Consider the following 24,505-nt stretch of genomic DNA (forward strand, 5'->3'; position numbering starts at 1 on the left):
CTGCCATGACCGCAGACGTGCACGCCCTGGCCGGCGTCCGCTACGTCGTCGACGACGTGCCGGCGGCGATCGAGTTCTACACCGCCCACCTGGGCTTCACGGTGTCGACCGCGTTCCCGCCGGCCTTCGCGGACGTGGTGCGCGGGCCGCTGCGGCTGCTGCTGTCCGGTCCGGCCAGCTCGGGCGCCCGGGTCACCCCGGCGGACGCGGCCGGGTGCGGGCGCAACCGTATCCACCTGATCGTCGACGACGTCGACGCCGAACGGGAGCGGCTGCAGCGGGCCGGGGTGACGTTGCGCAGTGACATCGTGTCCGGGCCGGGCGGTCGTCAGTTCCTGGTCGCCGACCCGGCCGGCAACCTGGTCGAGATCTTCGAGCCCACGGCCCGCCGCTGAGCCACCGGACCCGACCGCCTCCCGTCTACCCCGGACCGTCCGCGCCGATCTTGCACTTACCGCCCTCCCGATGCCGGGGATATCCCTTTTGCGGGGGCCGAAAGTGCAAGATCGCGGAGGCCGGGAGGGACGGTGGCGGGATCAGTACCGGTTCGTGGTGGGTGCGGAGAGCCGGGCGGCCAGGATGGGGATGATCACCGCGCCGGCGATCACGTGGGTGCCGGCGAGGACGAGCTGCGTGGACACGGCGGTGTCCTGGGCGAAGGCCGGCGCGGCGAGGGACAGCACTGTGAACGCGACAGTGCCGGCCACGAAGACGCGTACGGGCCGCCGGGCCCGCCGGGCCGCGACCACCGCCAGGACGATCCCGCCGATCGACCAGAGTACGACGCTGCGGGCGATGGCGCCCACCGGGATCGCCTGCGCCTGCTCCTCCCAGACCCCCGCCGCCTTCATCGGTACGCCGAGACCCCGGGCGGCGAGCGTGAACGCCTCCGCGGCCACCGCCCCGGCGAGGGTGGCCAGGACGCCGACCAACCACACCGGAGTGGTGGCCGGCGACCGGTTCGACCGCGCCGCGACGGGGGGTCGGTGAGTGGCCTCATCCACGGCGTCGCCTCCGGTCCGGTGCCTCGATGTGTTCTTCGGGAGAATGCGGGGACGCCACGACGGCAGTCAATCGTGGACAGTTGAACGCCGGGGCGTCACGGCCGGGTCCCGCGCCGGCCCGCCGCCTCGGCCGCGGCGGCGGCCGTGCCCTCGGCGAGCAGGGAGACCAGCAGCTCGCCCAGGATCCGCGGGCCGTGCTGGGTGAGGACGGACTCCAGGTGGAACTGGACGGAGCGGAATCCCGCGCCGCGCAGCGCGTGCACGTCACCGCTGTCCGGGCTGCGGCTGATCTCGATCGGGCCCCGTCGGCCACCGGCCACCACGTCGTGCGCGGAGCGGGCCGTGTACGTGTTGTAGAACCCCACCAGCTCCGGCCGGCCGAACAGGTCGATCCGCTTCTGCACGCCCTGGTTGGGCACGGCGCGCCGGGCGAGGGGAAACCCCAGCTCGGCGGCGAGCACCTGGTGGCCCAGGCAGATGGACAGGAACGGCACCGTCCCGGCGAGCAGGTCGCGGGTGAGCCCGCGCAGAGTCCGCATCCGCCTGTCGCTCAGGTCGCCCGGGTCGCCGGGGCCGGGGCCGACGACGACGAGGTCGTATCCGTCCGGCCGCAGCGGGCTGTCGAACCGGACGATGCTCGACCGCAGCCCGAGGGCCCGCAGCTGGTGGTCGAGCATGGCCATGAAGGTGTCCTCGTTGTCGACGACGAGCACGCGGCGCCCGGCCAGCGCCCGGTTCGGGGTTCTCCGCTCCGCGCCGTCGAGCCAGAACCTCGACAGCGTGGCGTTGCGCTCGCGCAACGCCCGCCGTACCCGGGGGTCGGTGGCCAGGGACGAGCGTGCCCGCACGGGCGTCGCCGGCCCGCCGTCCGGGCCGGCCGGGTCGACGCCGAGGCCGAGCGCCGCGCGCATGCCGCCCGCCTTGGCCCGCGTCTCGGCCACCTCCGACTCCGGCTTGGAGTCGCGCACCAGGGTGGCGCCGACGCCCAGGCGGAGCGTGCCGTCGTGGTCGATCTCGGCGGTGCGGATCATGATGGCCGAGTCGAGCGTACGGCTGCCGGCCGGGTCACTGCCGATCAACGCGAGCACGCCGCCGTAGTAGCCGCGGCCGGTCGTCTCGTGGCGGGTGATGACCCGGAACGCGTTCTCGATCGGGCTGCCGGTGACGGTCGGCGCGAGCAGCGTCTCCCGCAGCACGTCGCGTACGTCCAGGTCGCTGCGGCCGGTCAGGATGTACTCGGAGTGCGTCACCCGCGCCATTTCCTTGAGGAACGGGCCGTGCACCTGGCCGCCGGAGGCGCACATCCGCGCCATCATTTTCAGTTCCTCGTCGACCACCATGTAGAGTTCGTTCGCCTCTTTCGGGTCGTTCAGGAATTCCAGCAGACCGGAAACCGCCGGGCCGTTCGGAGGATGCCGGTACGTCCCACTGATGGGATTCATCGAGACGGTTCCGTCGATCATGCTGACGTGCCGTTCCGGTGACGCGCCGATGAACGTGCCGGCGCCGGAGTGGAACAGAAACGTCCAGTAGGAACCCAGCTCGCCGGTCAGCAACCGGCGGAAGATCGCCAGTTCGGTGGCGGTCGAGCAGTCGGCCAGCCGCGCGGTGAAGGTGCGCCGGATGACGAAGTTGGATCCGGCGCCCTGCCCGATCTCGTCGCCCACCACCCGCTTGACGATCGCCGCGTAGTCCTCGTCGCTGAGGTCGAAGTCGGCGTCGGTCACCGGTACGGCGCGCTCGGGCAGGCCCGCCAGCGCCTGCTCGCGGTCGAGCCCGAACTGCTCGTGGACGCGCATCGCGAGCAGTGGAGCGCCGTCGTCGTGGCAGTCGTACCCCCGCTCGGTGACCTGCCGGTACGGCACCGCGACGAGCAGGTCGTGCCGCCCGCCGGTCGCCGGCCCGGCGGGCAGGGGCAGCTCGGCGAGCGTGTCCACCTGGCACACCTCGCCGGTCAGAACCTCCACGTACGCGCTCCCGGCGGCGCCGGGCCGGTGCAGCAGGGCGAAGGCACGCCCGCCGCCGCCGAGACCGGACAGCAGATCCGGGAATCCGGCCACGTTCGATTCCGTCCCGTCCATGTCGCTCCCTTTGCCCTAGAGATCGCCTGTCGATAGTGCGTCCGGCAAAAGGCGTCGCGCATGACGTGTTGTCGCCGACGGCATCACGTGTTTCCGGTAACGCGCCGACGTTATGGCGTGAACGACTGAATCGGCGGGCTACTACTCGGGCGAGTAGTGCCCACGCAGATCGACCGCGATTACTGTCGACCGCAATGCCGATACGACGAGGGCGGTGAAGACGACTGTGGACGTGCTGGTCCAGAAATACGGGGGCACCTCGCTGCAGACCCTCGACCGCGTACGGCACGCCGCGCTGCGGATCGCCGCGGCTCGGCGGGACGGGTCCGCCGTGACAGTTGTCGTGTCGGCCCGCGGCAGCCGCACCGACGACCTGCTGCGGCTCGCGGCCGACGTCGGCGCCGCCGGCCCGTCCCGGGAACTCGACCAGTTGCTCGCAGTCGGCGAGTCCGAGTCGGCGGCGCTGATGGCGCTGGCGTTGACCGGGCTCGGCGTGCCGGCCGTCTCACTGACCGGGCACCAGGCGGAGATCCACACCACCGACCGGCACGGCGACGCGCTGATCTCGCGGATCGGGGCGGCGCGGGTCGAGGCGGCGCTGGGCCGCGGCGAGGTCGCCGTGGTCACCGGGTTCCAGGGGATCGACCGGGCCGGGGACGTCGCCACGCTCGGACGCGGCGGCTCCGACACGACAGCGGTGGCGCTCGCCGCCCGGCTGCGCGCGTCGGCGTGCGAGATCTACACCGACGTGGACGGCGTGTTCAGCGCCGACCCCCGCATCCTTCCGGCGGCGCGTTGCCTGCCGTGGGTCGAGCCCGGCGTCATGGCGGAGATGGCGTTCGCCGGCGCGCGGGTCCTGCACACCCGATGCATCGAGCTGGCCGCCATGGAAGGGGTCGAAGTGCGCGTGCGCAACGCGTCGTCGCAGGCACCCGGAACGACAGTCGTGGACCGGCCGGACGACCGGCCGCTGGAGACCCGGCGGGCCGTGGTGGCGGTGACCCACGACACCGACGTGGTGCGCGTGCTGGTGCACTGCCGCGACGGCCGGCGGGACATGGCGCCCGACGTGTTCGAGGTGCTGGCCGCCCACGGCGCGGTGGCGGACCTGGTGGCCCGGTCCGGGCCGTACGAGAGCGAGTTCCGGATGGGGTTCACCATCCGCCGCAGCCAGGCCGACGCGGTGCGGACCGCGCTGCACGACCTCACCGCGTCCTTCGACGGCGGCGTCCACTTCGACGAGAACGTCGGCAAGGTGTCGGTGGTCGGCATGGGCCTGCTCAGCCGCCCCGAGCACACGGCCCGGCTGATGGCGGCGCTGGCCTCGGCCGGGATCTCGACGAGCTGGATCTCCACCTCCCAGATGCGGCTGTCGGTGATCGTGTCGCGGGACCGCACCGTGGACGCCGTCGAAGCCCTGCACCGCGCGTTCCGCCTCGACCGGTCCGAGCCGGCGGACGCCACGTCCCTGACCTCCCGTCGTTCCGCCACCGCCTGAGAGAGGTAGGAAACCGTGGCCGTACTCAACGCTTCGTTCGCTCGTGGCCTGCGTCTGCGCCGACTGTTCCGGCGCGGCGACGGACGCCTGCTCGTCGTCCCGCTCGACCACTCCGTCACCGACGGGCCACTTCGCCGCGACCTGAACTCGCTGCTCGGTGAGCTGGCCGGCACCGGCGTGGACGCCGTGGTGCTGCACAAGGGCAGCCTGCGGCACGTCGACCACCGCTGGTTCGGCGACATGTCGCTGATCGTGCACCTGAGCGTGAGCACCCGGCACGCGCCGGACCCGGACGCGAAGTACCTGGTCGCGCACGTGGAGGAGGCGCTGCGGCTGGGCGCCGACGCGGTCAGCGTGCACGTCAACCTGGGCTCGCCGCAGGAGGCGCGGCAGATCGCCGACCTGGCGGCGGTGGCGGGGGAGTGCGAACGCTGGAACGTGCCGCTGCTGGCCATGGTGTACGCCCGCGGGCCGCAGATCACCGACTCCCGGGCGCCGGAGCTGGTGGCGCACGCCGCGACGCTCGCCGCCGACCTCGGCGCCGACATCGTCAAGACCGACTACGCGGGTACGCCCGAGCAGATGGCCGAGGTGGTGCGTGGCTGCCCGATCCCGCTGATCGTGGCCGGCGGCCCGCGCTCGGCCGACACCGAGACGGTGCTCGCCCACGTCTCGGACGCGCTGCGCGCCGGTGTGGCCGGCATGGCCATGGGCCGCAACGTGTTCCAGGCCGAGCAGCCCGGCCTGATGGCCGCCGCCGTGGCGCGTCTGGTGCACGAACCACGGCACGTCCCGGACCGGTACGACGTCGACGACCGGCTCGCCCTTACGTCCTGAGACTCCCTGACCGTCCACCGAGGAGAAACCCGTGAAGCTGTGCTGGCTGGACATCCGTAACGTCAACGGCGCCAAGGAGGCAATCGTCGAGGAGGCGGTCCACCAGCGGGTGGACGCCGTCGTGGCGGCCGATCCGGCCGACCTGGAGACGCTCCCCCCGACGGTGAGGAAGGTGCTGTTCCCGCAGGGCGGGGAGCTGCCGGAGAAGCTGGAACCGGCCGACCTGGTGATCGTCGAACCGGCCCGGCACGGCGAGCCCGCCGAACTGGCGGCCCGGTACCCGGACGTGGAGTTCGGCCGGTTCGTCGAGATCGTCGACGCGGACAGCCTGGAGGACGCCTGCCGGTCCGCGCGCCACGACCGCTGGAGCCTGCTGTACTTCCGCGACCCCACCAAGATTCCGCTGGAGATCGTGCTGGCCGCCGCGGCGGGCGCGGCGGGCAGCATCATCACCCAGGTCGCCGACGTCGAGGAGGCGGAGATCGTCTTCGGCGTGCTGGAGCACGGCTCGGACGGCGTGATGCTGGCGCCGCGCGCCGTGGGGGAGGCCACCGAGCTGCGGACCGCGGCGGTGAGCACGGCGGCGGACCTGTCGCTCGTGGAGCTGGAGGTCACCGGCATCCGGCGGGTGGGCATGGGCGAGCGCGCCTGCGTCGACACCTGCACGAACTTCCGCCTGGACGAGGGCATCCTGGTCGGCTCGCACTCCACCGGCATGATCCTGTGCTGCAGCGAGACGCATCCGCTGCCGTACATGCCGACCCGGCCGTTCCGGGTCAACGCCGGCGCGCTGCACTCGTACACGCTGTCCGCCGGCGGGCGGACCAACTACCTCAGCGAGCTGGTCTCCGGCGGCCGGGTGCTGGCCGTCGACTCGCAGGGGAAGTCCCGGGTCGTCACCGTGGGACGGGTCAAGATCGAGACGCGCCCGCTGCTGGCGATCGACGCGGTCTCCCCCTCCGGGACACCTGTCAACCTCATCGTCCAGGACGACTGGCACGTGCGCGTGCTCGGGCCCGGCGGCACGGTCCTCAACGTCACCGAGCTGACCGCCGGCACGAAGGTGCTCGGCTACCTGCCGGTGGAGAAGCGGCACGTCGGCTACCCGATCGACGAGTTCTGCATCGAGAAGTGAGCGGCGGCGGGAAGGGGAGCGGGGCGATGACCGCGCAGCCGGTGCTGGACTTCCACGTACGCCTGGCGCCCCGGCCCGGCGCGCGACAGCGGCTGCTCGACGCGCTGGGCGAGTGCGGGCTGACACGGGCGGTGGTGTGCGCGGGCGGCACCATCGACCTGGGCCGGCTGTCCCGCCAGCTCGTCACCGGCGGCCACGTCGAGACCGACGCCGACAACGACGCGGTGGCGGCGGCCTGCGCGGGCACCGACGGGCGGCTGGTGCCGTTCTTCTTCGCCAACCCGCACCGGCCGGCCGAGGCGTACCGGTCCCGGGCCGCCGAGTTCCGCGGCCTGGAGATCTCACCCGCCGTGCACGGCGTCGCCCTCACCGACCCGCGGGTCGCCGACCTGGTGGCCGTGGCGGCGGAGTTCGACCATCCGGTGTACGTGGTCTGCCTGGACCGTCCCGGCGCGGGCGTGGCCGACCTGGTCGGCCTGAGCCGCCGGTTCCCGCGGGTGAGCTTCGTACTCGGGCACAGCGGCATCGGCAACATCGACCTCTACGCCCTGACCCTGATCCAGGACGAGCCGAACATCTCGCTGGAGACCTCCGGCGGCTACACCTGCGTGGCCGAGGCGGCGCTGCGCCGCCTCGGCGACGGCCGGGTGGTGTTCGGCTCCGAGTACCCGCTGCAGCACCCGGCCGTGGAGCTGGCCAAGTTCCAGGCGTTGCGACTGCCGCCGGACCAGTGGCGGCGGGTCGCCTGGGACAACGCGCATCGACTGCTAGGAGAGGAGAAGCGGTGAGCGAGCCGAGTTCGACCCTGCCCCGGCTCGGCCAGTGGCACGGCCCCGAGGACCTGCGGCGCCTTCAGGAGAAGCAACTGGCGGAGACGTTCACCTGGGCGGCCCGATCGCCGTTCTACCGGGCGCGGCTGGCGTCCGGGGCGCCGCCGGTGACCCCGGCCGACCTGGCCGACCTGCCGCTGACCACCAAGCAGGACCTGCGGGACAACTACCCCTTCGGCATGCTCGCCGTGCCCCGCGAACGGCTGGCGACCTACCACGAGTCGAGCGGCACCGCCGGCAAGCCCACCCCCTCCTACTACACCGAGGAGGACTGGACCGACCTGGCGGAGCGCTTCGCCCGCAAGTGGATCGGCATGTCCGCCGACGACGTGTTCCTGGTCCGCACGCCGTACGCGCTGCTGCTGACCGGGCACCTCGCCCACGCCGCCGCCCGGCTGCGCGGGGCCACCGTGGTGCCCGGCGACAACCGGTCGCTGGCCATGCCGTACGCCCGGGTGGTCCGGGTGATGCACGACCTGGACGTCACACTCACCTGGTCGGTGCCGACGGAGTGCCTGATCTGGGCCGCCGCGGCGATCGCGGCCGGGCACCGGCCCGACATCGACTTCCCGGCGCTGCGCGCGCTGTTCGTCGGCGGCGAGCCGATGACCGACGCCCGCCGGCGGCGGATCAGCCGCCTGTGGGGGGTGCCGGTCATCGAGGAGTACGGCTCGACGGAGACCGGCAGCCTGGCCGGGGAGTGCCCCGAGGGCCGCCTGCACCTGTGGGCCGACCGGGCGCTGTTCGAGGTGTACGACCCGGCCACCGGGACCGTCCGCGCGGACGGCGACGGCCAGCTCGTCGTCACGCCGCTGTTCCGGGAGGCGATGCCGCTGCTGCGGTACAACCTCGAGGACAACGTGTCGGTCTCCTACGACGACTGCGCGTGCGGCTGGAAGCTGCCCACCGTGCGGGTGCTCGGCCGGTCGGCGTTCGGCTACCGGGTCGGCGGCGCCACCATCACCCAGCACCGGCTGGAGGAGCTGGTCTTCTCCCTCCCCGAGGCGTACCGGGTGATGTTCTGGCGGGCCAAGGCGGAACCGGCGCTGCTGCGGGTCCAGATCGAGGTGGCCGCCGCGCACCGGGTCGCCGCCGAGGCGGAGCTGACCCACGCGATCCGGGCCGCGTTCGGCGTGGACAGCGAGGTCACCGGCCTGGCGCCGGGGAGCCTGATCCCGCTGGACGCGCTGACCAGCATGCCGGACGTGGTGAAGCCACGCAGCCTGTTCGGTCCGGACGAGGACTGGAGCAAAGCGCTCCTCTACTACTGAGGGAACCGACATGCCGCAGATGAGGGTCGCCGTGGCCGGCGCCGGCATCGCCGGGCTCGCCTTCGCCGCCGCCCTGCGCCGGGCCGGGATCGACTGCCACGTGTACGAGCAGGCCGAACAGCTGACGGAGGTGGGCGCGGGCGTGCAGGTGGCGCCGAACGCCACCCGGCTGCTGCACCGGCTCGGACTGCGCGACCGCCTGCGTACGGTGGCGGTGGCGCCGCAGGCGATCGAGATGCGCCGCTGGGACGACGGCACGCTGCTGCAACGCACCCCGCTGGGCAGCGCGTGCGGACGCCGCTTCGGCGCGCCCTACTACGTGGTGCACCGCGCGGACCTGCACAGCAGCCTGCTGTCGCTGGTGCCGCCCGACCGGGTGCACCTGGGCGCCCGCCTCACCGCCGTGACGCAGACCGCCGACGAGGCGTACCTGCACCTGTCCAACGGCACCACCGTCGCGGCGGATCTCGTGGTGGGCGCCGACGGCATCCACTCGGTCGCGCGCGAGCAGATCGTGGCGGACCGGCCGCGCTTCTCCGGGCAGTCCATCTACCGCGGGCTGGTGCCGGCCGAGCGGGTGCCGTTCCTGCTCACCGAACCCCGGGTGCAGCTGTGGCTCGGGCCGGACCAGCACTGCGTCTGCTACCCGGTGTCCGCCGGCCGGCAGGTGAGCTTCGGCGCGACGGTGCCCGCCACCGACTGGCGGCAGGAGTCGTGGTCGGGCCGGGGCGACGTGTCGCAGCTCGCGGCCGCGTACGCCGGCTGGCACCCGGACGTCACCCGGCTGATCGCTGCGGCCGACCGGGTCGGCAGGTGGGCGCTGCACGACCGGGACAGCATCGACCGGCTCAGCGCGGGACGGGTGACGCTGATCGGCGACGCCGCGCACCCGATGCTGCCGTTCCAGGCGCAGGGCGCGAACCAGGCCGTCGAGGACGCGGTGGTGCTCGCGGTCTGCCTGGCCGGCGTGGAGCCGGCGGGCCTGGGCGCCGCGCTGCGCCGCTACGAACGGATCCGCCTGCCCCGGACCACCCGGATCCAGCGCCAGTCCCGGGCCAACGCCGAGACGTTCCACCTGGCCGACGGCGCCGACCAGCGCCGCCGGGACGTCGCCGCGCAGTCCTCGTCCGGCCTGGACCGCCACGAATGGCTCTTCGGGTACGACGCCGAGAAAGCCACCACGACCAGCGGAGGGACCTGATGGAACTGACCGGAATCGAGTCGAGGGTCGCCCTGGTCACCGGCGCGGCGCAGGGCATCGGCGCCGCCGTGGCCGGTGTGCTGGCCCGGGCGGGCGCGCAGGTGGCGGCGGTGGACCGCAACGCCGAGGCGCTGACCACAGTCGTGACGAAGCTCGCCGCCGAGGGCGACTCGGCGCGCGCCTACTGCGTCGACGTGTGCGACAGCGACGCGGTGGACGCGCTGGTGCGGCGGGTCGAGGACGAGATGGGCCCGGTCGGCATCCTGGTGAACGCCGCCGGCGTGCTGCACACCGCCCCGGTCGTCGAGCTGTCCGACCGGCAGTGGCGCCGGACCTTCTCGGTGAACGCCGACGGCGTGTTCCACGTGTCCCGGGCGGTGGCGCGGCGGATGGTCGGCCGCCGCCGGGGCGCGATCGTCACCGTGGCGTCCAACGCCGCCGGGGTGCCGCGTACCGAGATGGCCGCGTACGCCGCCTCCAAGGCCGCGTCCGCCCAGTTCACCCGCTGCCTGGGGCTGGAGCTGTCCGGCTACGGCATCCGGTGCAACGTGGTCTCGCCCGGCTCCACCGACACCCCCATGTTGCGGGCGATGCTCGGCGAGGGCGCCGACCCGAGCGCGGTGATCGAGGGCACGCCGGGCGCGTACCGCGTCGGCATCCCGCTGCGCAAGCTGGCCCAGCCGCGCGACGTGGCCGAGGCGGTCGCCTACCTGGTGTCCGACCAGGCGGGCCACGTGACCATGCACGACCTGTACGTCGACGGCGGCGCTGCCCTGCACGTGTGACGCCGTGGCACGGAAACCGGAGGCGAGAACCGATGGCCATGACCCCGATCGCGCCGTACCGCATGCCCGGCGACGGCGACCTGCCCGGCACCACGCTGCCGTGGCGTCCGGACCCGGACCGGGCCGCCGTGCTGGTGCACGACCTGCAGCGCTACTTCCTGCGCCCGTTCGCGGCCGGGGAGTCCCCGATGGCCGAACTGCTGCCCAACGTCGCGAAGCTGCTCGCCGCGGCGCGGGCAGCCGGCGTGCCGGTGCTGTACACCGCGCAGCCCGGCGGCATGAGCCGGCGGGACCGGGGGTTGCTGCACGACCTGTGGGGCCCCGGCATGAGCAGCGACGAGGACGACCGGGGCATCGTCGACGACGTCGCCCCGCAGCCGGGCGACACGGTGCTGACCAAGTGGCGCTACAGCGCGTTCTTCCGCAGCGACCTGGAGGAGCGACTGCGCGGCGCCCGGCGGGACCAACTCGTGGTCTGCGGCGTGTACGCGCACATGGGGTGCCTGATCACCGCCTGCGACGCGTTCAGCCGCGACATCGAGGCGTTCCTGGTGGCGGACGCGCTGGCCGACCTGTCGCGTGCGGACCACCTGATGGCGCTGCGCTACGCCGCGGACCGCTGCGCGGTGCCCTTGTGGACGGCGGACGTGCTGGACGGCCTGGCGGGCGCCGCCGGCGCGGCGCGTCCGGATCGGAGCAGCATCAAACGATGAGGAGAGCATCGATGTCGGAACGGACCCGGGTCGTGGTCGTCGGCGGCACCTCGGGGATCGGGCGGCACTTCGCCCGGTCCTGCGCCGAACGCGGAGACGACGTGGTGATCACCGGCCGTTCGGCGGCCCGGACCAAGACCGTCGCGGACGAGATCGGCGGGCGGACCCGGGGACTCGCCCTCGACCTGGCCGAGCCGGAGCGGATCGCGGACGCGCTCGCCGACGTGCCACACGTCGACCGGCTCGTGGTCGCGGCGCTCGACCGCGACCACAACACCGTCCGCGCGTACCGGCCGGGCGACGCGGCGCGGCTTCTGACCGTCAAGCTGGTCGGCTACACGGCGGTCCTGCACGCCCTCGCCCCGCGGATGACCGACGAGAGCGCTGTCGTGCTGCTCGGCGGCCTGGCCAGCCACCGGCCGTACCCCGGCTCCACCACAGTCACCACCGCCAACGGCGGGATCAGCGCGCTGGTCCGGACCCTGGCGGTGGAACTCTCGCCGATCCGGGTCAACGCCCTGCACCCGAGCATCGTCTCCGACACGCCGTTCTGGAGCGACAAGCCCGCCCCGCGGGAGGCCGCCGCGACGCGCGCGCTCACCCGGCGGCCGGTCACCATGCGGGACTGCACCGAGGCGATCGACTTCCTGCTGACGAACCGCGCGATAAACGGGATCAACCTGAACATCGACGGCGGAGACGTGCTCATCTGACGCCTGCGGCGATCCGCCACGGCCCCCACCACCCGGTCGCGCCCTGCCCGTGCTCCCGCTGCTCGCGGGAGTACCGGGCCAGGTCGCGGGCGGAGAACAGCGCCATGCCGGCGTGGAATCCGGTCACCGGCACCGGAACCCGCGCCCAGTAGGCGAGCCGGCCGTCGACGTGGAACTCCACCTCCGACGTCCGCGCCCGGTAGGTGATGGCGTAGCCGTGCGCCCGGCCCGGCTCCGTCGGCACATCCAGGACCACCCGGTGGACGTAGTGCTCGTGCGGCTGGGTCACGCCGGGCAGCGCGAGGCGCTCGACAGTCGCGTACACGGTGTCGTTCGTCGCGGCGGCGTTGAACACGACGCCGGTCTCCAGGTCGAACAGGGCCACCGTGCCGAACGCGTCCAGCAGGTCGTGCGGGATCTGCCGGTACGTCCGCACGCCCATCTCCACCTCGACGGCCAGCGTGCCCTCCGCCGGCACGGCGAAGCGTCGCACCGACCGGTACATCTGCTTGGCGTTGTTCTGCCGGGGATCGGTGTCGTGGAAGCGGGTGAACGGGTCGACGGTCAGCTCCAGCCGCCCGTCGCCGGTGCGGACGCGGGCGTTGCGGTCCTGGTACCTGTGGGTCTGCCCGTCCGCGCCGGTGATCGACATGACCGCCCAGCGGGCGGGGTCCAGCTCGCGGCCGGTGAAGTCGTCGTACGTCCACGCGCTGGTTCTCAGTGCCGACGTCATGCAGTCACCATCGGACGCCGGCCGGGCGCGGGCATCACCCGTTCACGCGGTTCGGCCGGGCCGGGCACGCCAATGCGCCGGCAGCCTCCCGGAAATCCCGTGATTAAGCCATGCCGCAGCGTGAGCGGTCGCCGAGACTGACGCCGCACGCCATCTCCGCATCGTCTGCGACGTTCTCACCAGGGGGAGAGAGCAATGGACACGGCAGCTCCGGCACCGGACGGCGGTCGTTACCTCGCCGTCCATCACAGCGCAGAGTTCAGGGAACTACGGCGACGATCGAGCACGGTCACGCTCTGGGCCAGCGTCGCCTTCTTCGGGTGGTGGTTCCTCGGCAGCCTGCTCGCCACCTACGCTCCGGACTTCTTCCGGGAGAAGGTGGCCGGCCCGGTCAACGTGGGCCTGCTCTTCGTCTTCCTGTCGTTCACCTTCGTGGTGACGCTCGCCGCCTTCTACCTGCGCTACGCCCGCACGCGGCTCGACCCGCTCAGCGAGAAGATCCGCGCCGACCTGGAAGGAGCGTCCCGATGAGCGTCGTCCTCGCCGACCCGCCACCCCCGGTCGACAACACGTGGGCGACGCCCGCGATCGCCGTCCCGGTCACCGTCGTCCTCGCGCTCGCGGTGCTCTACCTGGTCCGCTCGGCGCGCGCCAGCACCACCACCGCGGACGGCTTCCTGCTGGCCGACCGGCGGATCGGGCCGGTGCAGAACGCGCTGGCGGTGGCGTCCGCGCCGCTGATGTACTCGACGATGTACATCATCACCGGCCACATCGCGCTCAGCGGCTACGACGCCATCCTGCTGATGACCGCCTTCACCATGGGCACCATGCTCGCGCTGTTCCTCTTCGCCGGGCCGGTGCGCAACGTCGGCGGCTACACGCTCGGCGACCTGCTCGCGGTGCGCGTCCGGGAACGGCCGGCGCGGATGGCCTCGGCGGTGCTCACACTGCTGACGTACGTCATGCTGACCGTGATCATGATGGCCGCCATCGCGTTCATCTTCAACCGCTGGTTCGGCGTCGACGCCCTCGTCGGCCTTGTCCTCCCGGTCTTCGTGGTCGGCCTGGTCACCGTCGGGTACGTGTACCTCGGCGGGATGCTCGGGGTCACCCGCATCCTGGTGTTCAAGCTGGTGCTGTCGGTGGTCGTGGTGGGCGTGCTGACCGCCTGGGTGCTGGCCCGCTTCGACCTGAACCTGTTCAGCCTGCTGGAGCGGGCCGAGGCCAACGCGGCGCCGGTGCCCAGCGGCAGCGACCTGCTCGGCCCGGGCCGGCTGTTCGGCGAGGGCGCGACCACGCTCGTGCACCTGTCGAAGCTGTTCGCCATCGCGGTCGGGGTGGCGGCGATCCCGTTCCTGTTCATGCGCAACTTCGCGGTGACCAGCGGGCGGGACGCGCGCAGGTCGACCGGGTGGGCGTCGATGATCATCGTCGGGTTCTACCTGTGCCTGTCCGTCGTCGGGCTGGGCGCGGTCGCGATCCTCGGCCGGGACAACATCGGCGTCATCAAGGCCCACCGCGACATCAGCTTCCCCAAGCTCGCCGACGAGCTGGGCGGGCCGGTGATGGTCGGCTCCCTCGCCGGCGTCGCGGTCCTGACGATCGTCGGGGTCTTCGCGCCGCTGCTGCACAGCGCGGTGACGACGGTGACCAAGGACGTGAACGTGCTGCGGGGCCGCCGGCTGGACCCGGCCGCCGAGTTGAAGGACATCAAGCGCAACACCCTGATCATCGGCGTCGGCTCCGTCCTGCTGGCGGTCGCGATGCTGCCGGTACGGACCCACATCTTCATCCCGACGTCGATCGACGTGGCCGGCGCGGTGGTCCTGCCGATCGTCGTCTACGCGCTGTTCTGGCGCCGATTCAACACCCGCGGCCTGCAGTGGACGGTCTACGGCGGCCTCGCGCTCACCGCGTTCCTGGTGCTGTTCTCCAACGGCGTCTCGGGCGAGCCGGACGCCATCTTCCCGGACCGCAACTTCAAGTTCGTGGACGTCGAGCCCGCGCTGATCACGGTGCCGGTCGGCTTCCTGCTCGGCTACCTCGGCTCGCTCACCAGCCGGGAGCGCGACGACGCCGCCTTCGCCGAGATGCAGGTCCGGTCCCTCACCGGCGCGGTGGCCACGGGACCGGCGCGGCCGGCCGCCGTCGACGACGAGGACCGCGACGGCCGCCAGGACCGGGCGCCCAGCCCGGTGAGCTGACCATCCGCCACGGTGTGGGGCGGCCCCCTCCGCCGTCCCACACCCCCTCGGGAGGCAACTGTGGATCCGGTACCGGTTCTGGTCGTGGGCGCGGGCCCGGTCGGCATGGTCACCGCGCTGGCGCTCGCCCGTCACGGCGTCGCCTGCGTCCTCGTCGACCAGGGCTTCGAGACGTCCGTACATCCCAAGCTGGACTACGTCAACGCCCGCAGCATGGAGTTCTTCCGGCAGTTCGGCCTCGCCGACGACGTGCGTGCCGCCGGGGTCGCGCCCGAGCACCGGTCCGACGTGATCTGGTCGACCGGCCTCGCCGGTGAGCCGATCACCAGGTGGGGCCTGCCCTCGGTGACGCAGGAGTGGCGCCGCATCGCCGAGCACAACGACGGCACCCAGCCGGCCGAGCCGGGCCAGCGGATCTCCCAGATCGACCTGGAGCCGGTCCTGCGGGCGCGCTGCCGGCGGGAACCGCTCGTCGACCTGCGCCTCGGCGTACGGTTCGACTCGCTGACCCAGGACGACGCGGCTGTCACCAGCGTGCTGGCCGACGACACCGGCGGCGAGGTCCGGCTGCGGTCGCGGTACGTCGTCGGGTGCGACGGCGCGTCGAGCCGGGTCCGCCGGGCCGTGGGCATCGGCGAGGAGGGCTTCGACGTGCCCGGCCTGCCGGGCGCGTTCATGGTGCACTTCACCAGCCGGGACCTGGACAGCCTGCACCGGCACGGCCGGTTCTGGCACTACTTCGCGTTCCGGTACGTGATCATCGCGCAGGACGAGGTGGACACCTGGACCGCGCACGTCAACGGGATCGACCCGAACGAGTTCGACGAGCCGCCGGCCGACCCGGAGGCGTTCCTGCTCGACACGATCCGCACCGAGCTGCGGATCGACAAGGTGCTGCTCACCTCGCGCTGGCGTCCCGGCTTCATGCTCGCCGACCGGTACCGCGCCGGCCGGGTGCTCCTCGCCGGGGACTCGGCGCACCGGATGTTCCCCACCGGCGCGTACGGCATGAACACCGGCATCGGTGACGCCGTCGACGTGGCCTGGAAGCTCGCCGCGGTGCTCCGGGGCTTCGGCGGCCCCGCGCTGCTCGACAGCTACGACGCCGAACGCCGCCCGGTGGGGCGGCGCAACATGCACACCTCGCACCGGCACCTGGGCGTGCACCTGCGGGCGGGGGAACTGCTGCGCGACGGCGCCCCGCTGCCGTCCGTCGCGGCCTTCCTCGACGCCGAGCGGGGCGAGAACGAGTACCGGGGCATCGAGCTGGGCTACCGCTATGCCGGCTCGCCGGTGCTCCGGCCGGAGGGCCCGGCCGAACCCCCGGACGACCCGCGGGCGTACACCCCGACGACCTGGCCCGGCGCCCGCCCGCCCAGCCTCCTGCTCAGTGGCGGGCAGCAGATCTTCGACCGGTTCGACCCAGCCACGTTCACCCTCGTGGACTTCACCGGCGACGGCGCCGCCGATCCGCTGCTGGCGGCGGCGGCCGCGCGGGGCCTGCCGGTCACCCACACCGTGGTGACCGACGCCCGGGCCCGCGAGCTGTGGGAACGCGACCTCGTCCTGCTGCGGCCGGACCACCACGTCGCCTGGCGGAGCAACACCGCGCCGCCGGACCCCGACGCCGTGGTCCAGCGCGTACGGGGTGGCGGATAGGCGCGACGTGCCGTCACCGGCGGCCGGGTCACGCGCACACGCGACCGGCGGTCCGGCTGACTCTCGACTGGAGGACAGATGCAGCAATCCGGTTCAACGGCGGAACGCAGCCCACTCGGGCCGTGGGAGGGCAAGCCGGCGGTCCAGCAACCGGACTGGCAGGACCACCCGGCGTACGCCCAGACCTGTGCGGCGTTGGCGGCGGCCCCGCCGCTGGTCCCGCCCGGGGAGGTACGGCGGCTCCGGCAGGCGTTGTCGGAGCTGGCGTCGGCCGGCGGGCTCCTGCTGCAGTTGGGCGACTGCGCCGAGAGCCTCTACGAGTGCACCCCCCGGCACACCTCCGACAAGATCGAGGTCATCGACCGGCTGGGGGACCGGCTCAGTGAGCTCACCGGGTGCAACGTGCTGCGGGTGGGCCGGATGGCCGGGCAGTTCGCCAAGCCCCGGTCGCAGGCGACGGAGTGGCACGACGCGCTGAGTATCCCCTCCTTCCGCGGCCACATGATCAATTCCGAGCTGGCCGCGCCCGGTACGCGCAAGGCCGACCCGCGCCGCATGTGGTGGGCGTACGAGGCGAGCGACCGGGTGCAGCGGGTCCTGCGCGCCCACCGGGAGGGGGCCGGGCGGGCCGCGCGGACCGAGGGGCCCTGGTCGAGCCACGAGGCCCTCGTTGTCGACTACGAGTCCCGGCTGATCCGCCGGGACCCGGACACGGGTGAGCGCTACCTGGCGTCGACCCACCTGCCGTGGGTGGGGGAGCGGACCCGCCGCTCCGCCGAGGCGCACGTGGCCATGCTGTCCACTGTGGCAAACCCGGTCGGCTGCAAGATCGGGCCGGACGCCGACCCGGACGAGGTCCTGCGGGTGTGCGAGGCGCTCGACCCGCGGCGCGAGCCCGGCCGTCTCGTCCTGATCCCGCGGATGGGCCGGGACCGGATCCGGGAGGCCCTGCCGCCGATCGTCCGCGCGGTGGTGAACGCGGGCCACCCGGTGCTCTGGTTGAGCGACCCCATGCACGGCAACACCGTCAAGGCCTCGGTCGGCCTGAAGACGCGGCACCTCTCCGACGTGGTCACCGAGGCGCTGCGGTTCCGCGACATCCTCGACCGGCAGCGGCAGCACGCCGCCGGGCTGCACGTCGAGGTCGCCGCCACCGACGTGACCGAGTGCGTCGGCGGGTCCGTGGCCGGCGAGGACGACCTGGCGCGTCACTACACCTCGCTGTGCGACCCCCGGCTCAACCCGGTGCAGGCCACCGAGTTGATCGAAGCGTGGGCCAAGGACACCGCGACGGTCGGCCCGGCGCCGAGGCGGCCCTGAGGTGCCGACCGTTTTCGAACTGCGGGAAAATTGACAGAAGGAGACCTGCCGGAGCAAATTCGGCCAGGCTAGCCGCGCCGCAGTTCGTCGTCCACTACCTGCGTGGGTAGTGTCTACTACCCGTGCCGGGACCGTCAGTGGTGTTGCCCAGCAGGAATCCCATCGCAATGATGTGTGGGAAGGTGTAATCCTTCGATCGGTGACGCGCGCACCTCATCTTATCCGCACGGAATCCCGTCTCGGCTGAAGCGAGTGTTTCCAATGTGGGGCAACTCAAACACGCTGGAAGTGAAGGGCAACGACGAGAGATTTCCCCTGCCGGACGCAGCTACGGAGGATCGGTCTGTGCTTGGCGAGACGGTTCCGGTTTCCGCGCTGCTGCCCGGCGACTCCCCGCGGCTGGCGGGAGAGAACGTCGAGCACATCCGGCTGCTGGCCGCGATGCACGACCTCCCCCCGATCCTCGTGCAGCGCGGCACGATGCGGGTGATCGACGGCATGCACCGGCTGCGGGCCGCCAAGCTGCGCGGCGACGAGACCGTACGGGTGACGTTCTTCGACGGCGACGACGCCGCGGCGTTCCTGCTCTCGGTCGACGCCAACATCAAACACGGGCTGCCGCTGTCCCGCGCCGACCGGGAGGCCGCCGCCACCCGCATCCTGCGGTTGTATCCGCAGTGGTCGGACCGCGCCGTCGCCGCCGCCGCCGGGCTGTCCCCGACCACGGTCAGCGGCATCCGGCGCCGCCTGCTGCAACCGGCGGCGCGGGAGGGCAGCCGGGTGGGACGGGACGGCCGGGTGCGCCCGCTGGACGGCTCGGCGGGCCGGCGGCGGGCCAGCGCGGTCATCGCGCTCCGGCCGGACGCGCCCCTGCGTGCCATCGCGAAGGAGGCCGGGGTGTCGGTGGGCACGGCGCGGGACGTGCGCGCCCGGCTGCAGGCGGGCCGGGACCCGGTCCTGACCCCGCAGCGGCCGGCGGCCGAGCCCGAGCCGGCCGCCGACGACGGGTCGGAGGCGCGCAGGCGCCGGCCGGGTCAGGCCCCGGCGCCGCCCGTCGACTGGCCGGCGGTACGCGGGAACCTGATCCGCGACCCCGCGGTGAAGTACGCCGAGGTGGGCCGGGCCTTCGTCCGGTGGGCCGACGGGCACGTGGTCGACCCGGCCGCCTGGCGCGAGTTCGTCGACGCCGTGCCGCCGTACTGGCGCACATCGGTGGCCGAGTTGGCCCGCTCGTGCGCCGCCGCCTGGCTGGCGTTCGCCCAGGAACTGGAGGACCGGGCGTGAAAACGGCGGTCCGCATATTTGCGGCGGTTGTCGACGGCGCGTCGAATTCCGTTGCCGTCGCCACTACCCGATCGAGTAGTGGACCGGCGTGAATAACGCGCGTTAATGTTCCTTCGATCCGCTGCCCTCATTTTCGGTGAGCACATTTGTGCGGCGGTCCAATGGAGAGGAGAATTCCCGGTGAAGATTCTGAGGCGGCCGCGGAAACGGCATCTCGGGGGTGCCGCGGCCGTCGCCGCGGCGATCGCCCTGGTGGTGTCGCTGACAAACGGTGTGTCGGCGGCCCCGCAGGCAGCGACCTTCGACCTCGACCACGGGAACGCCCTGACCGACGTCATCTACCCGGCCCTCAACACCGAGCCGCGGGTCGAGTACAGCGGCCGGCCCGGGTCCTGGGCCGCGGACCGGGCCATGCTCATCGAACTGCCGTGGTTCGACGCCCTGGCGGCGTACCACCCCACCGCGGTCGGCATCTTCTCCAGCATCGGCCGCCGTCCCGCCGAGGAGCACACGACGCGCAACAAGAACATCGCCGTCATCTACTCGGCCTACACCTCGCTCAGCAAGCTCTACCCGCAGCACGAGGCGACCTGGCAGCGGATGATGGCCACCGCGGGCCTGGACCCGGCGGTCACCGCGGAGGACCGCACCACCGCCAGCGGCATCGGCATCCTCGCCGCGAAGAACGCGATGGCGGCGCGCCGCAACGACGGTACGAACCGGGACGGCGACGCGGGCGGCCGCCGCTACAACCGCGAGCCGTACGCCGACCACACCGGCTACCGGCCGGTCAACAGCCCGTACGAGCTGCGCTTCCCGTCGCGCTGGCAGCCGAACACCATCTCCAAGCGCGAGGTCGTCAACACGCAGGAGTTCGCGACGCCCCAGTTCGGCCGGGTCAAGCCGATCACCTTCGACCGGCCCGAGCAGTTCCGGCTCACCCCGCCGGCGAACCACCACCTGCTGAACCCGAAGGGCTACCGCAAGCAGGCCGACGAGGTGCTGCGCGCCTCGGCCGGCCTGGACGACCGCAAGAAGATGAGCGCGGAGATCTTCAGCGACAACATCACGCCGTACGGCGCCATCGCGCACACGCTGCTGCGGGGCCGGTACAACACCGAGGACTCCGTCCGGTTCATCGTGATGACGGACGTCGCCGGGTTCGACGTGGCGATCGCCTCCTGGTACTACATGCGCAAGTACGATTCGGTGCAGCCGTTCAGCGCGATCCGCCACCTGTACCCGAACAAGAAGCTGACCGCGTGGGGCGGCCCGGGCCGGGGCACCGTCAATGACATCACCGGCACCCAATGGCGCAGCTACCTCAGCTCGGTCGCCATCGCCGCTCCGGAGTACCCGTCGGTAAACGCGGCGGTCTGTGTCGCCTACGCCCAGGTCGCGCGCCGGTTCACCGGCACCGACAAGCTGACCGTGGTGATCCCGGTGCGCAAGGGCTCCTCGATCGTGGAGCCGGGCGTGACCCCGGCCGCCGACATGATGCTGACCTGGAACAGCTACTCGGAGTGGGCCGCCGAGTGCGGGCAGAGCCGGGTCTGGGCCGGCGAGAACTTCCCCGCCTCGGTCGCGGCCGTCGACCAGTACGCGCCGCAGCTCGGTGACCGTGCCTTCGACTTCGTCCAGCGCAAGCTGAACGGGCGCTGATCCCCGCTGTGCCGGTCCGCGCTGCCGGCCATGCCCTCGGGCGTGGCCGGCAGCGCGCGTTCCGACCCCCTCACCACATGTCTTGCATAGCAAGGTATCTTGCGAGGCATGGACGGGGCACGTGAGCGGATCACCACGAACATCCGCAAGGGCGTGCTGGAGTACTGCGTGCTCGCGCTGCTCTCACGGCGCGACATGTACGGCCTGGAACTGGCCGACTGGCTCGCCGTGCGCGGCCTGACCGCCAGCGAGGGCAGCCTGTATCCGCTGCTCGCCCGCATGCGGCAGGCCGGCACCGTGCAGACCCGGTGGGTGGCCCCCGAGCAGGGGCACGCCCGGCGGTACTACGCGATCACCGACCAGGGGCGGGCGCACCTGCGGGTGTTCGCGACGGTGTGGCGGGAGATCCAGCCGCACGTGGACGAGTTGATGGGGGAGGAAGGATGAGCGACGACGGCCTCCCGGAGGCGGCGTGGGCCTACCTGCGGGCGCTGGACGCGGAGTTGTCGGACGTCCCGTCCGGCACGGCGGAGGAGATCGTCGCGGATGTCCGCGCGCACATCGCCGACGCCCTCGACAGCGGGCGGAGCGCCGACGAGGTCCTCGCCGGCCTGGGTGCCGCGCCGGACGTGGCCCGGCAGGCGCGGGAGGAACTGGGGCTACCGGACCAGGACCGCCCGGAGCGGGTCGGCCGGACGCTGTCCCTGGTCGCGTCGGCGGTCGGCGTGCTGATCGCCGTGTGCGTGAGCTTCCTGCTGCCGTCCACAGTGCCGGTCGAGCCGATCCAGGCCGACGCCGGCGAGCAGGGCGTCCTCGGCCGGCTCGGTCCGGGAATCGCGCTGCTCACGCTGCTACCGGCGCTCGTCGCGGCCGCGCCGCTCGTGGCGCCCGCCCGGGTACGCGCCGGGTCGCGGCTCGCCGGCGCGATCGCGCTGACCATGTTCGCCTGCGCGGCCGGCGAGACGGGCCTGTACTACTTCCCGCTCGCGCTGGTGGCCTGGGCGGCGGCGTTCGTGCCGTGGGCCGTGCGGCGAGGCGCCGGGGGACGGTGGTGGCACGTCCTGGCCGGTGGGATCGTGGCGATGCCCGGCGTACTCGTGGCGGTCGCGTCGGCCGGCGGCTCGGTCGGTGTCGGCTGGGTGGGCGCGGCGCTGTGGATCGCCGGGCCGGTCGCGGCCGGTGCGCTGTGCGCCTACGGATTCCGGGCCGGGTACGCGGTGACCGGGCTGGCCGGCGCGCTGGTCATGATCCTCGCGATGGCCGAGCGCGGCTTCCTGTTCGCCGCCTTCTGGCTGTTCGGCGGGCTGTACCTGGCGCTCGGCGCCGCCGGGTACGCGGCGGCGCGGCCGGCCGACGGCGACCCCGCCACCGCGCGGGCGGCCGACGGTGACCCCACCTCACCGCCCGTCGACGGCGACCCCGCCGGGGCGCCCGGCGCACCGGCCCGGCCGCGACCTGAGCCGGCCACGGAGGCGGACCCGGAGGCCGCGGCGCCGGCCGGCTAGGCCGGCACGGCCTGCTGATCCGCGGCGGCGTCGTGCGCGGCCATCGCCTCCTGGCGTCCGGGCTCCTCGCGCAGGATCGCGGCGTGCAGCCAGGCGTCCGGGATGGCGAACCCGTCCACGAGCGTGCGCATGTACGGGCGCAGCTCCTTGAGCAGCCCGTTCACCACGCTGGTGATCGTCTTCGAGCGGGCCGGGGTGAGCCGGCCGTGCTCCAGCAGCCAGCCCTTGTTCGCCTCGATCACGGTGAGCGCGTACAGGTCGCAGACCCGGGACAGCAGCTCCTTGACCGCCGGGTCGGCGGTGGCGTCGATCCCGGCGACGAACGCCTCCAGCGTCACCCGGTCGATGTGCGCGGCGGCGACGGCGAGGACGTGGTCCTGGACGTCGTTGAAGATGTCGAAGGGCCGGTCCTTCTTGGTCGACGCGCCACCGCGCAGGCGGCGCACCGCGCTGTCGAGCAGGTGCTCCTCGCGGTCCTCGAAGAGCTTGAGCTGCCAGCCCCGGTCGGTGACCGCGACCTCGTCGTCGCGGCCCGGCACGGCGCTGACCAGACGTGCGATCAGCGCCCGGGCGGCGGTGCGCTCCAGCACCATCTCGCGTACCTGCTCGGCGACGAAGGAGGCGCGTCCCCAGCCGTCGAGCGAGCCGAACTCGTCCCGGTAACCGGTCAGCAACCCCTTGGCGACCAGTTGCAGCAGCACCGTGTTGTCGCCCTCGAACGTGGTGAAGACATCGGTGTCGGCCTTGAGGCTGGGCAGGCGGTTCTCCGACAGGTAGCCGGCGCCGCCACACGCCTCCCGGCACATCTGGATGGTGCGGGTGGCGTGCCAGGTCTGCGCCGCCTTCAGCCCGGCGGCCCGGGACTCCAGCTCCCGCTGCCGGTGTTCGTCGACCGGCCCGTCGCCGCCCTGGATCTCGTCCAGCGCCGCGACCAGCTCCGCCTGGGCGAAGGTCAGCGCGTACGTGGTGGCCAGCGCGGGCAGCAGCTTGCGCTGGTGCGCCAGGTAGTCGTTGAGCAGCACCTCGCGGTCGCCGTCGGCGTCGCTGAACTGCCGGCGGATGTCGCCGTAGCGCACCGCGATGGCCAGCGCCGCCTTGGTGGCCGCCGACGCCGCGCCGCCCACGCTCACCCGGCCCCGGACCAGGGTGCCCAGCATGGTGAAGAAGCGCCGGGAGTCGTTCTCGATCGGGCTGGAGTACGTGCCGTCCTCGGCGACCTGCGCGTACCGGTCCAGCAGCATGTCCCGCGGCACCCGCACGTGGTCGAAGCTGAGCCGCCCGTTGTCCACGCCGAGCAGGCCGGCCTTGGGTCCGGCGTCGCCGATGGTCACGCCGGGCATCGGCCGGCCGTGCTCGTCGCGGATCGGCACCAGCCAGGCGTGCACGCCGTGCCGGCGCCCGCCGGTGACGAGCTGGGCGAAGACCACAGCCATCCGCCCGTCCCGGGCCGCGTTGCCGATGTAGTCCTTGCGCGCCGCCTCGTGCGGCGTGTGCAGGTCGAAGGTCTGGGTCTGCGGGTCGTACACGCAGGTGGTGCGCAGTTGCTGCACGTCCGAGCCGTGGCCGGTCTCGGTCATCGCGAAGCAGCCGAAGAGCCGGCCCGCGACGATGTCGGGCAGGTAGGCGTCGTGGTGCCGCTTCGTGCCGAGCGCGGCGACCGCGCCGCCGAACAGGCCCCACTGGACGCCGGCCTTCACCATCAGTGACAGGTCCACCTGGGCCAGCATCTCGGTGGCGACGATCGAGGCGCCCACGTCGCCGCGGCCGCCGTACTCGACGGGGAAGCCCGAGGCGATGCCCAGTTCGACAGGGAGTTCGGACAGTAGCCGGGTGATGCGCTCGCGAGCCTGGTCACCGGTCTCGCCGTACACCGGGAGGAAGCGTTCGTCGAGGTGTTCGCGGTGCGCCCGGCGGACGTCGGCCCACCGGCCGTCAAGCGTTTCCCGCAGGCGTGCGATGTCGATGCGGCCGGCTGCGTGATCGAACATTGTCACTCCTCGGTGCAGTGGACATTTGCGTACACTCTCGGCCTGATCAACATTACCGGCGGTGATCGCGCGCCGCTGG

The 24,505-nt window shown here is 72.7% G+C and carries 22 protein-coding genes; 18 read left to right on the forward strand and 4 right to left on the reverse strand.

Translation table 11 applies throughout. The features are described from left to right. Positions 1-5: 5 nt before the first annotated feature. On the forward strand, positions 6-395 hold the full coding sequence (locus KBX43_RS00905; protein WP_210882356.1) for a VOC family protein: 390 nt from the start codon (positions 6-8) through the stop codon (positions 393-395). Between the two features lie 141 nt (positions 396-536). On the opposite strand, the gene KBX43_RS00910 is transcribed toward KBX43_RS00905, so the two are convergent. Continuing rightward, positions 537-1,004: a DUF6069 family protein gene (locus KBX43_RS00910; protein ID WP_210882358.1), complete on the reverse strand. Its 468-nt coding sequence runs from the start codon at positions 1,002-1,004 to the stop codon at positions 537-539. Between the two features lie 95 nt (positions 1,005-1,099). Beyond that, positions 1,100-3,085 (reverse strand): anthranilate synthase family protein, encoded by a 1,986-nt coding sequence (locus KBX43_RS00915; RefSeq protein ID WP_210882366.1) that lies wholly within the window; start codon positions 3,083-3,085, stop codon positions 1,100-1,102. 214 nt (positions 3,086-3,299) lie between these two features. On the opposite strand from KBX43_RS00915, the gene KBX43_RS00920 reads away from it, so the two are divergent. From KBX43_RS00920 to KBX43_RS00960, 9 genes are read left to right on the forward strand one after another with little or no spacing between them, the layout of a single operon-like run. Continuing rightward, positions 3,300-4,583 carry an aspartate kinase gene (locus KBX43_RS00920; RefSeq protein WP_198033257.1) on the forward strand — a complete coding sequence of 428 codons (1,284 nt, stop codon included), beginning with the start codon at positions 3,300-3,302 and terminating at the stop codon, positions 4,581-4,583. Between the two features lie 15 nt (positions 4,584-4,598). Then, complete coding sequence (locus KBX43_RS00925; protein WP_043323078.1) at positions 4,599-5,420, forward strand: 2-amino-3,7-dideoxy-D-threo-hept-6-ulosonate synthase; 822 nt, start codon at positions 4,599-4,601, stop codon at positions 5,418-5,420. A 31-nt stretch (positions 5,421-5,451) separates the two neighbouring features. Continuing rightward, positions 5,452-6,555, forward strand: coding sequence for a 3-dehydroquinate synthase II family protein (locus tag KBX43_RS00930; RefSeq protein ID WP_210882368.1), 1,104 nt, complete (start codon positions 5,452-5,454; stop codon positions 6,553-6,555). A 26-nt stretch (positions 6,556-6,581) separates the two neighbouring features. Further along, entirely contained in the window at positions 6,582-7,343 is a 762-nt protein-coding gene (locus KBX43_RS00935; RefSeq protein WP_210882370.1) for an amidohydrolase family protein, read from the forward strand. Continuing rightward, the gene (locus KBX43_RS00940; RefSeq protein ID WP_307851442.1) at positions 7,340-8,656 is read left to right on the forward strand and encodes an AMP-binding protein; all 1,317 of its coding nucleotides are present in this window, start codon (positions 7,340-7,342) and stop codon (positions 8,654-8,656) included. Before KBX43_RS00935 ends, KBX43_RS00940 begins: the two co-directional genes overlap by 4 nt. A 10-nt stretch (positions 8,657-8,666) precedes the next feature. Continuing rightward, positions 8,667-9,857, forward strand: coding sequence for an FAD-dependent monooxygenase (locus KBX43_RS00945; RefSeq protein ID WP_187692350.1), 1,191 nt, complete (start codon positions 8,667-8,669; stop codon positions 9,855-9,857). After that, positions 9,857-10,642 (forward strand): 2,3-dihydro-2,3-dihydroxybenzoate dehydrogenase, encoded by a 786-nt coding sequence (locus KBX43_RS00950; protein ID WP_187692349.1) that lies wholly within the window; start codon positions 9,857-9,859, stop codon positions 10,640-10,642. Before KBX43_RS00945 ends, KBX43_RS00950 begins: the two co-directional genes overlap by 1 nt. A gap of 32 nt (positions 10,643-10,674) precedes the next feature. Beyond that, a complete protein-coding gene (locus tag KBX43_RS00955; RefSeq protein ID WP_113973003.1) occupies positions 10,675-11,355 on the forward strand; it encodes an isochorismatase family protein in 681 nt (226 codons plus the stop codon). Positions 11,356-11,366: 11 nt separating this feature from the next. Continuing rightward, a complete protein-coding gene (locus KBX43_RS00960) occupies positions 11,367-12,068 on the forward strand; it encodes an SDR family NAD(P)-dependent oxidoreductase (RefSeq protein WP_166456207.1) in 702 nt (233 codons plus the stop codon). Here KBX43_RS00960 and KBX43_RS00965 read toward each other — a convergent pair. Beyond that, complete coding sequence (locus tag KBX43_RS00965) at positions 12,061-12,801, reverse strand: DUF6081 family protein (RefSeq protein WP_166456208.1); 741 nt, start codon at positions 12,799-12,801, stop codon at positions 12,061-12,063. The two genes, KBX43_RS00960 and KBX43_RS00965, sit on opposite strands and share 8 nt — an antisense overlap. A gap of 195 nt (positions 12,802-12,996) precedes the next feature. Here KBX43_RS00965 and KBX43_RS00970 point away from each other — a divergent pair, with 195 nt between their 5' ends. The 8 genes from KBX43_RS00970 to KBX43_RS01005 all read left to right on the forward strand — a co-directional run bounded on the left by KBX43_RS00970 (position 12,997) and on the right by KBX43_RS01005 (position 22,438). Next, complete coding sequence (locus KBX43_RS00970; protein WP_043323102.1) at positions 12,997-13,332, forward strand: DUF485 domain-containing protein; 336 nt, start codon at positions 12,997-12,999, stop codon at positions 13,330-13,332. After that, a complete protein-coding gene (locus KBX43_RS00975; RefSeq protein ID WP_187692348.1) occupies positions 13,329-15,008 on the forward strand; it encodes a cation acetate symporter in 1,680 nt (559 codons plus the stop codon). Before KBX43_RS00970 ends, KBX43_RS00975 begins: the two co-directional genes overlap by 4 nt. A 60-nt stretch (positions 15,009-15,068) precedes the next feature. Further along, positions 15,069-16,667 carry an FAD-dependent monooxygenase gene (locus tag KBX43_RS00980; protein WP_210882378.1) on the forward strand — a complete coding sequence of 533 codons (1,599 nt, stop codon included), beginning with the start codon at positions 15,069-15,071 and terminating at the stop codon, positions 16,665-16,667. Between the two features lie 78 nt (positions 16,668-16,745). Next, positions 16,746-17,987, forward strand: a complete 1,242-nt coding sequence (locus KBX43_RS00985; RefSeq protein WP_210882381.1) for a 3-deoxy-7-phosphoheptulonate synthase — start codon at positions 16,746-16,748, stop codon at positions 17,985-17,987. Between the two features lie 345 nt (positions 17,988-18,332). Further along, the gene (locus KBX43_RS00990) at positions 18,333-19,271 is read left to right on the forward strand and encodes a ParB N-terminal domain-containing protein (protein WP_197494849.1); all 939 of its coding nucleotides are present in this window, start codon (positions 18,333-18,335) and stop codon (positions 19,269-19,271) included. Between the two features lie 180 nt (positions 19,272-19,451). Further along, the gene (locus KBX43_RS00995) at positions 19,452-20,933 is read left to right on the forward strand and encodes a vanadium-dependent haloperoxidase (protein WP_210882383.1); all 1,482 of its coding nucleotides are present in this window, start codon (positions 19,452-19,454) and stop codon (positions 20,931-20,933) included. A gap of 108 nt (positions 20,934-21,041) precedes the next feature. Beyond that, positions 21,042-21,380, forward strand: coding sequence for a PadR family transcriptional regulator (locus KBX43_RS01000; protein WP_043323114.1), 339 nt, complete (start codon positions 21,042-21,044; stop codon positions 21,378-21,380). Beyond that, positions 21,377-22,438, forward strand: coding sequence for a DUF1700 domain-containing protein (locus tag KBX43_RS01005; protein ID WP_210882385.1), 1,062 nt, complete (start codon positions 21,377-21,379; stop codon positions 22,436-22,438). Before KBX43_RS01000 ends, KBX43_RS01005 begins: the two co-directional genes overlap by 4 nt. On the opposite strand, the gene KBX43_RS01010 is transcribed toward KBX43_RS01005, so the two are convergent. After that, positions 22,435-24,426, reverse strand: a complete 1,992-nt coding sequence (locus KBX43_RS01010; protein WP_064445557.1) for an acyl-CoA dehydrogenase — start codon at positions 24,424-24,426, stop codon at positions 22,435-22,437. The two genes, KBX43_RS01005 and KBX43_RS01010, sit on opposite strands and share 4 nt — an antisense overlap. Positions 24,427-24,505 lie beyond the last annotated feature (79 nt).

It is taken from the genome of Micromonospora sp. C41 (genome assembly GCF_018070485.1).
Lineage (GTDB): Bacteria > Actinomycetota > Actinomycetes > Mycobacteriales > Micromonosporaceae > Micromonospora > Micromonospora chalcea.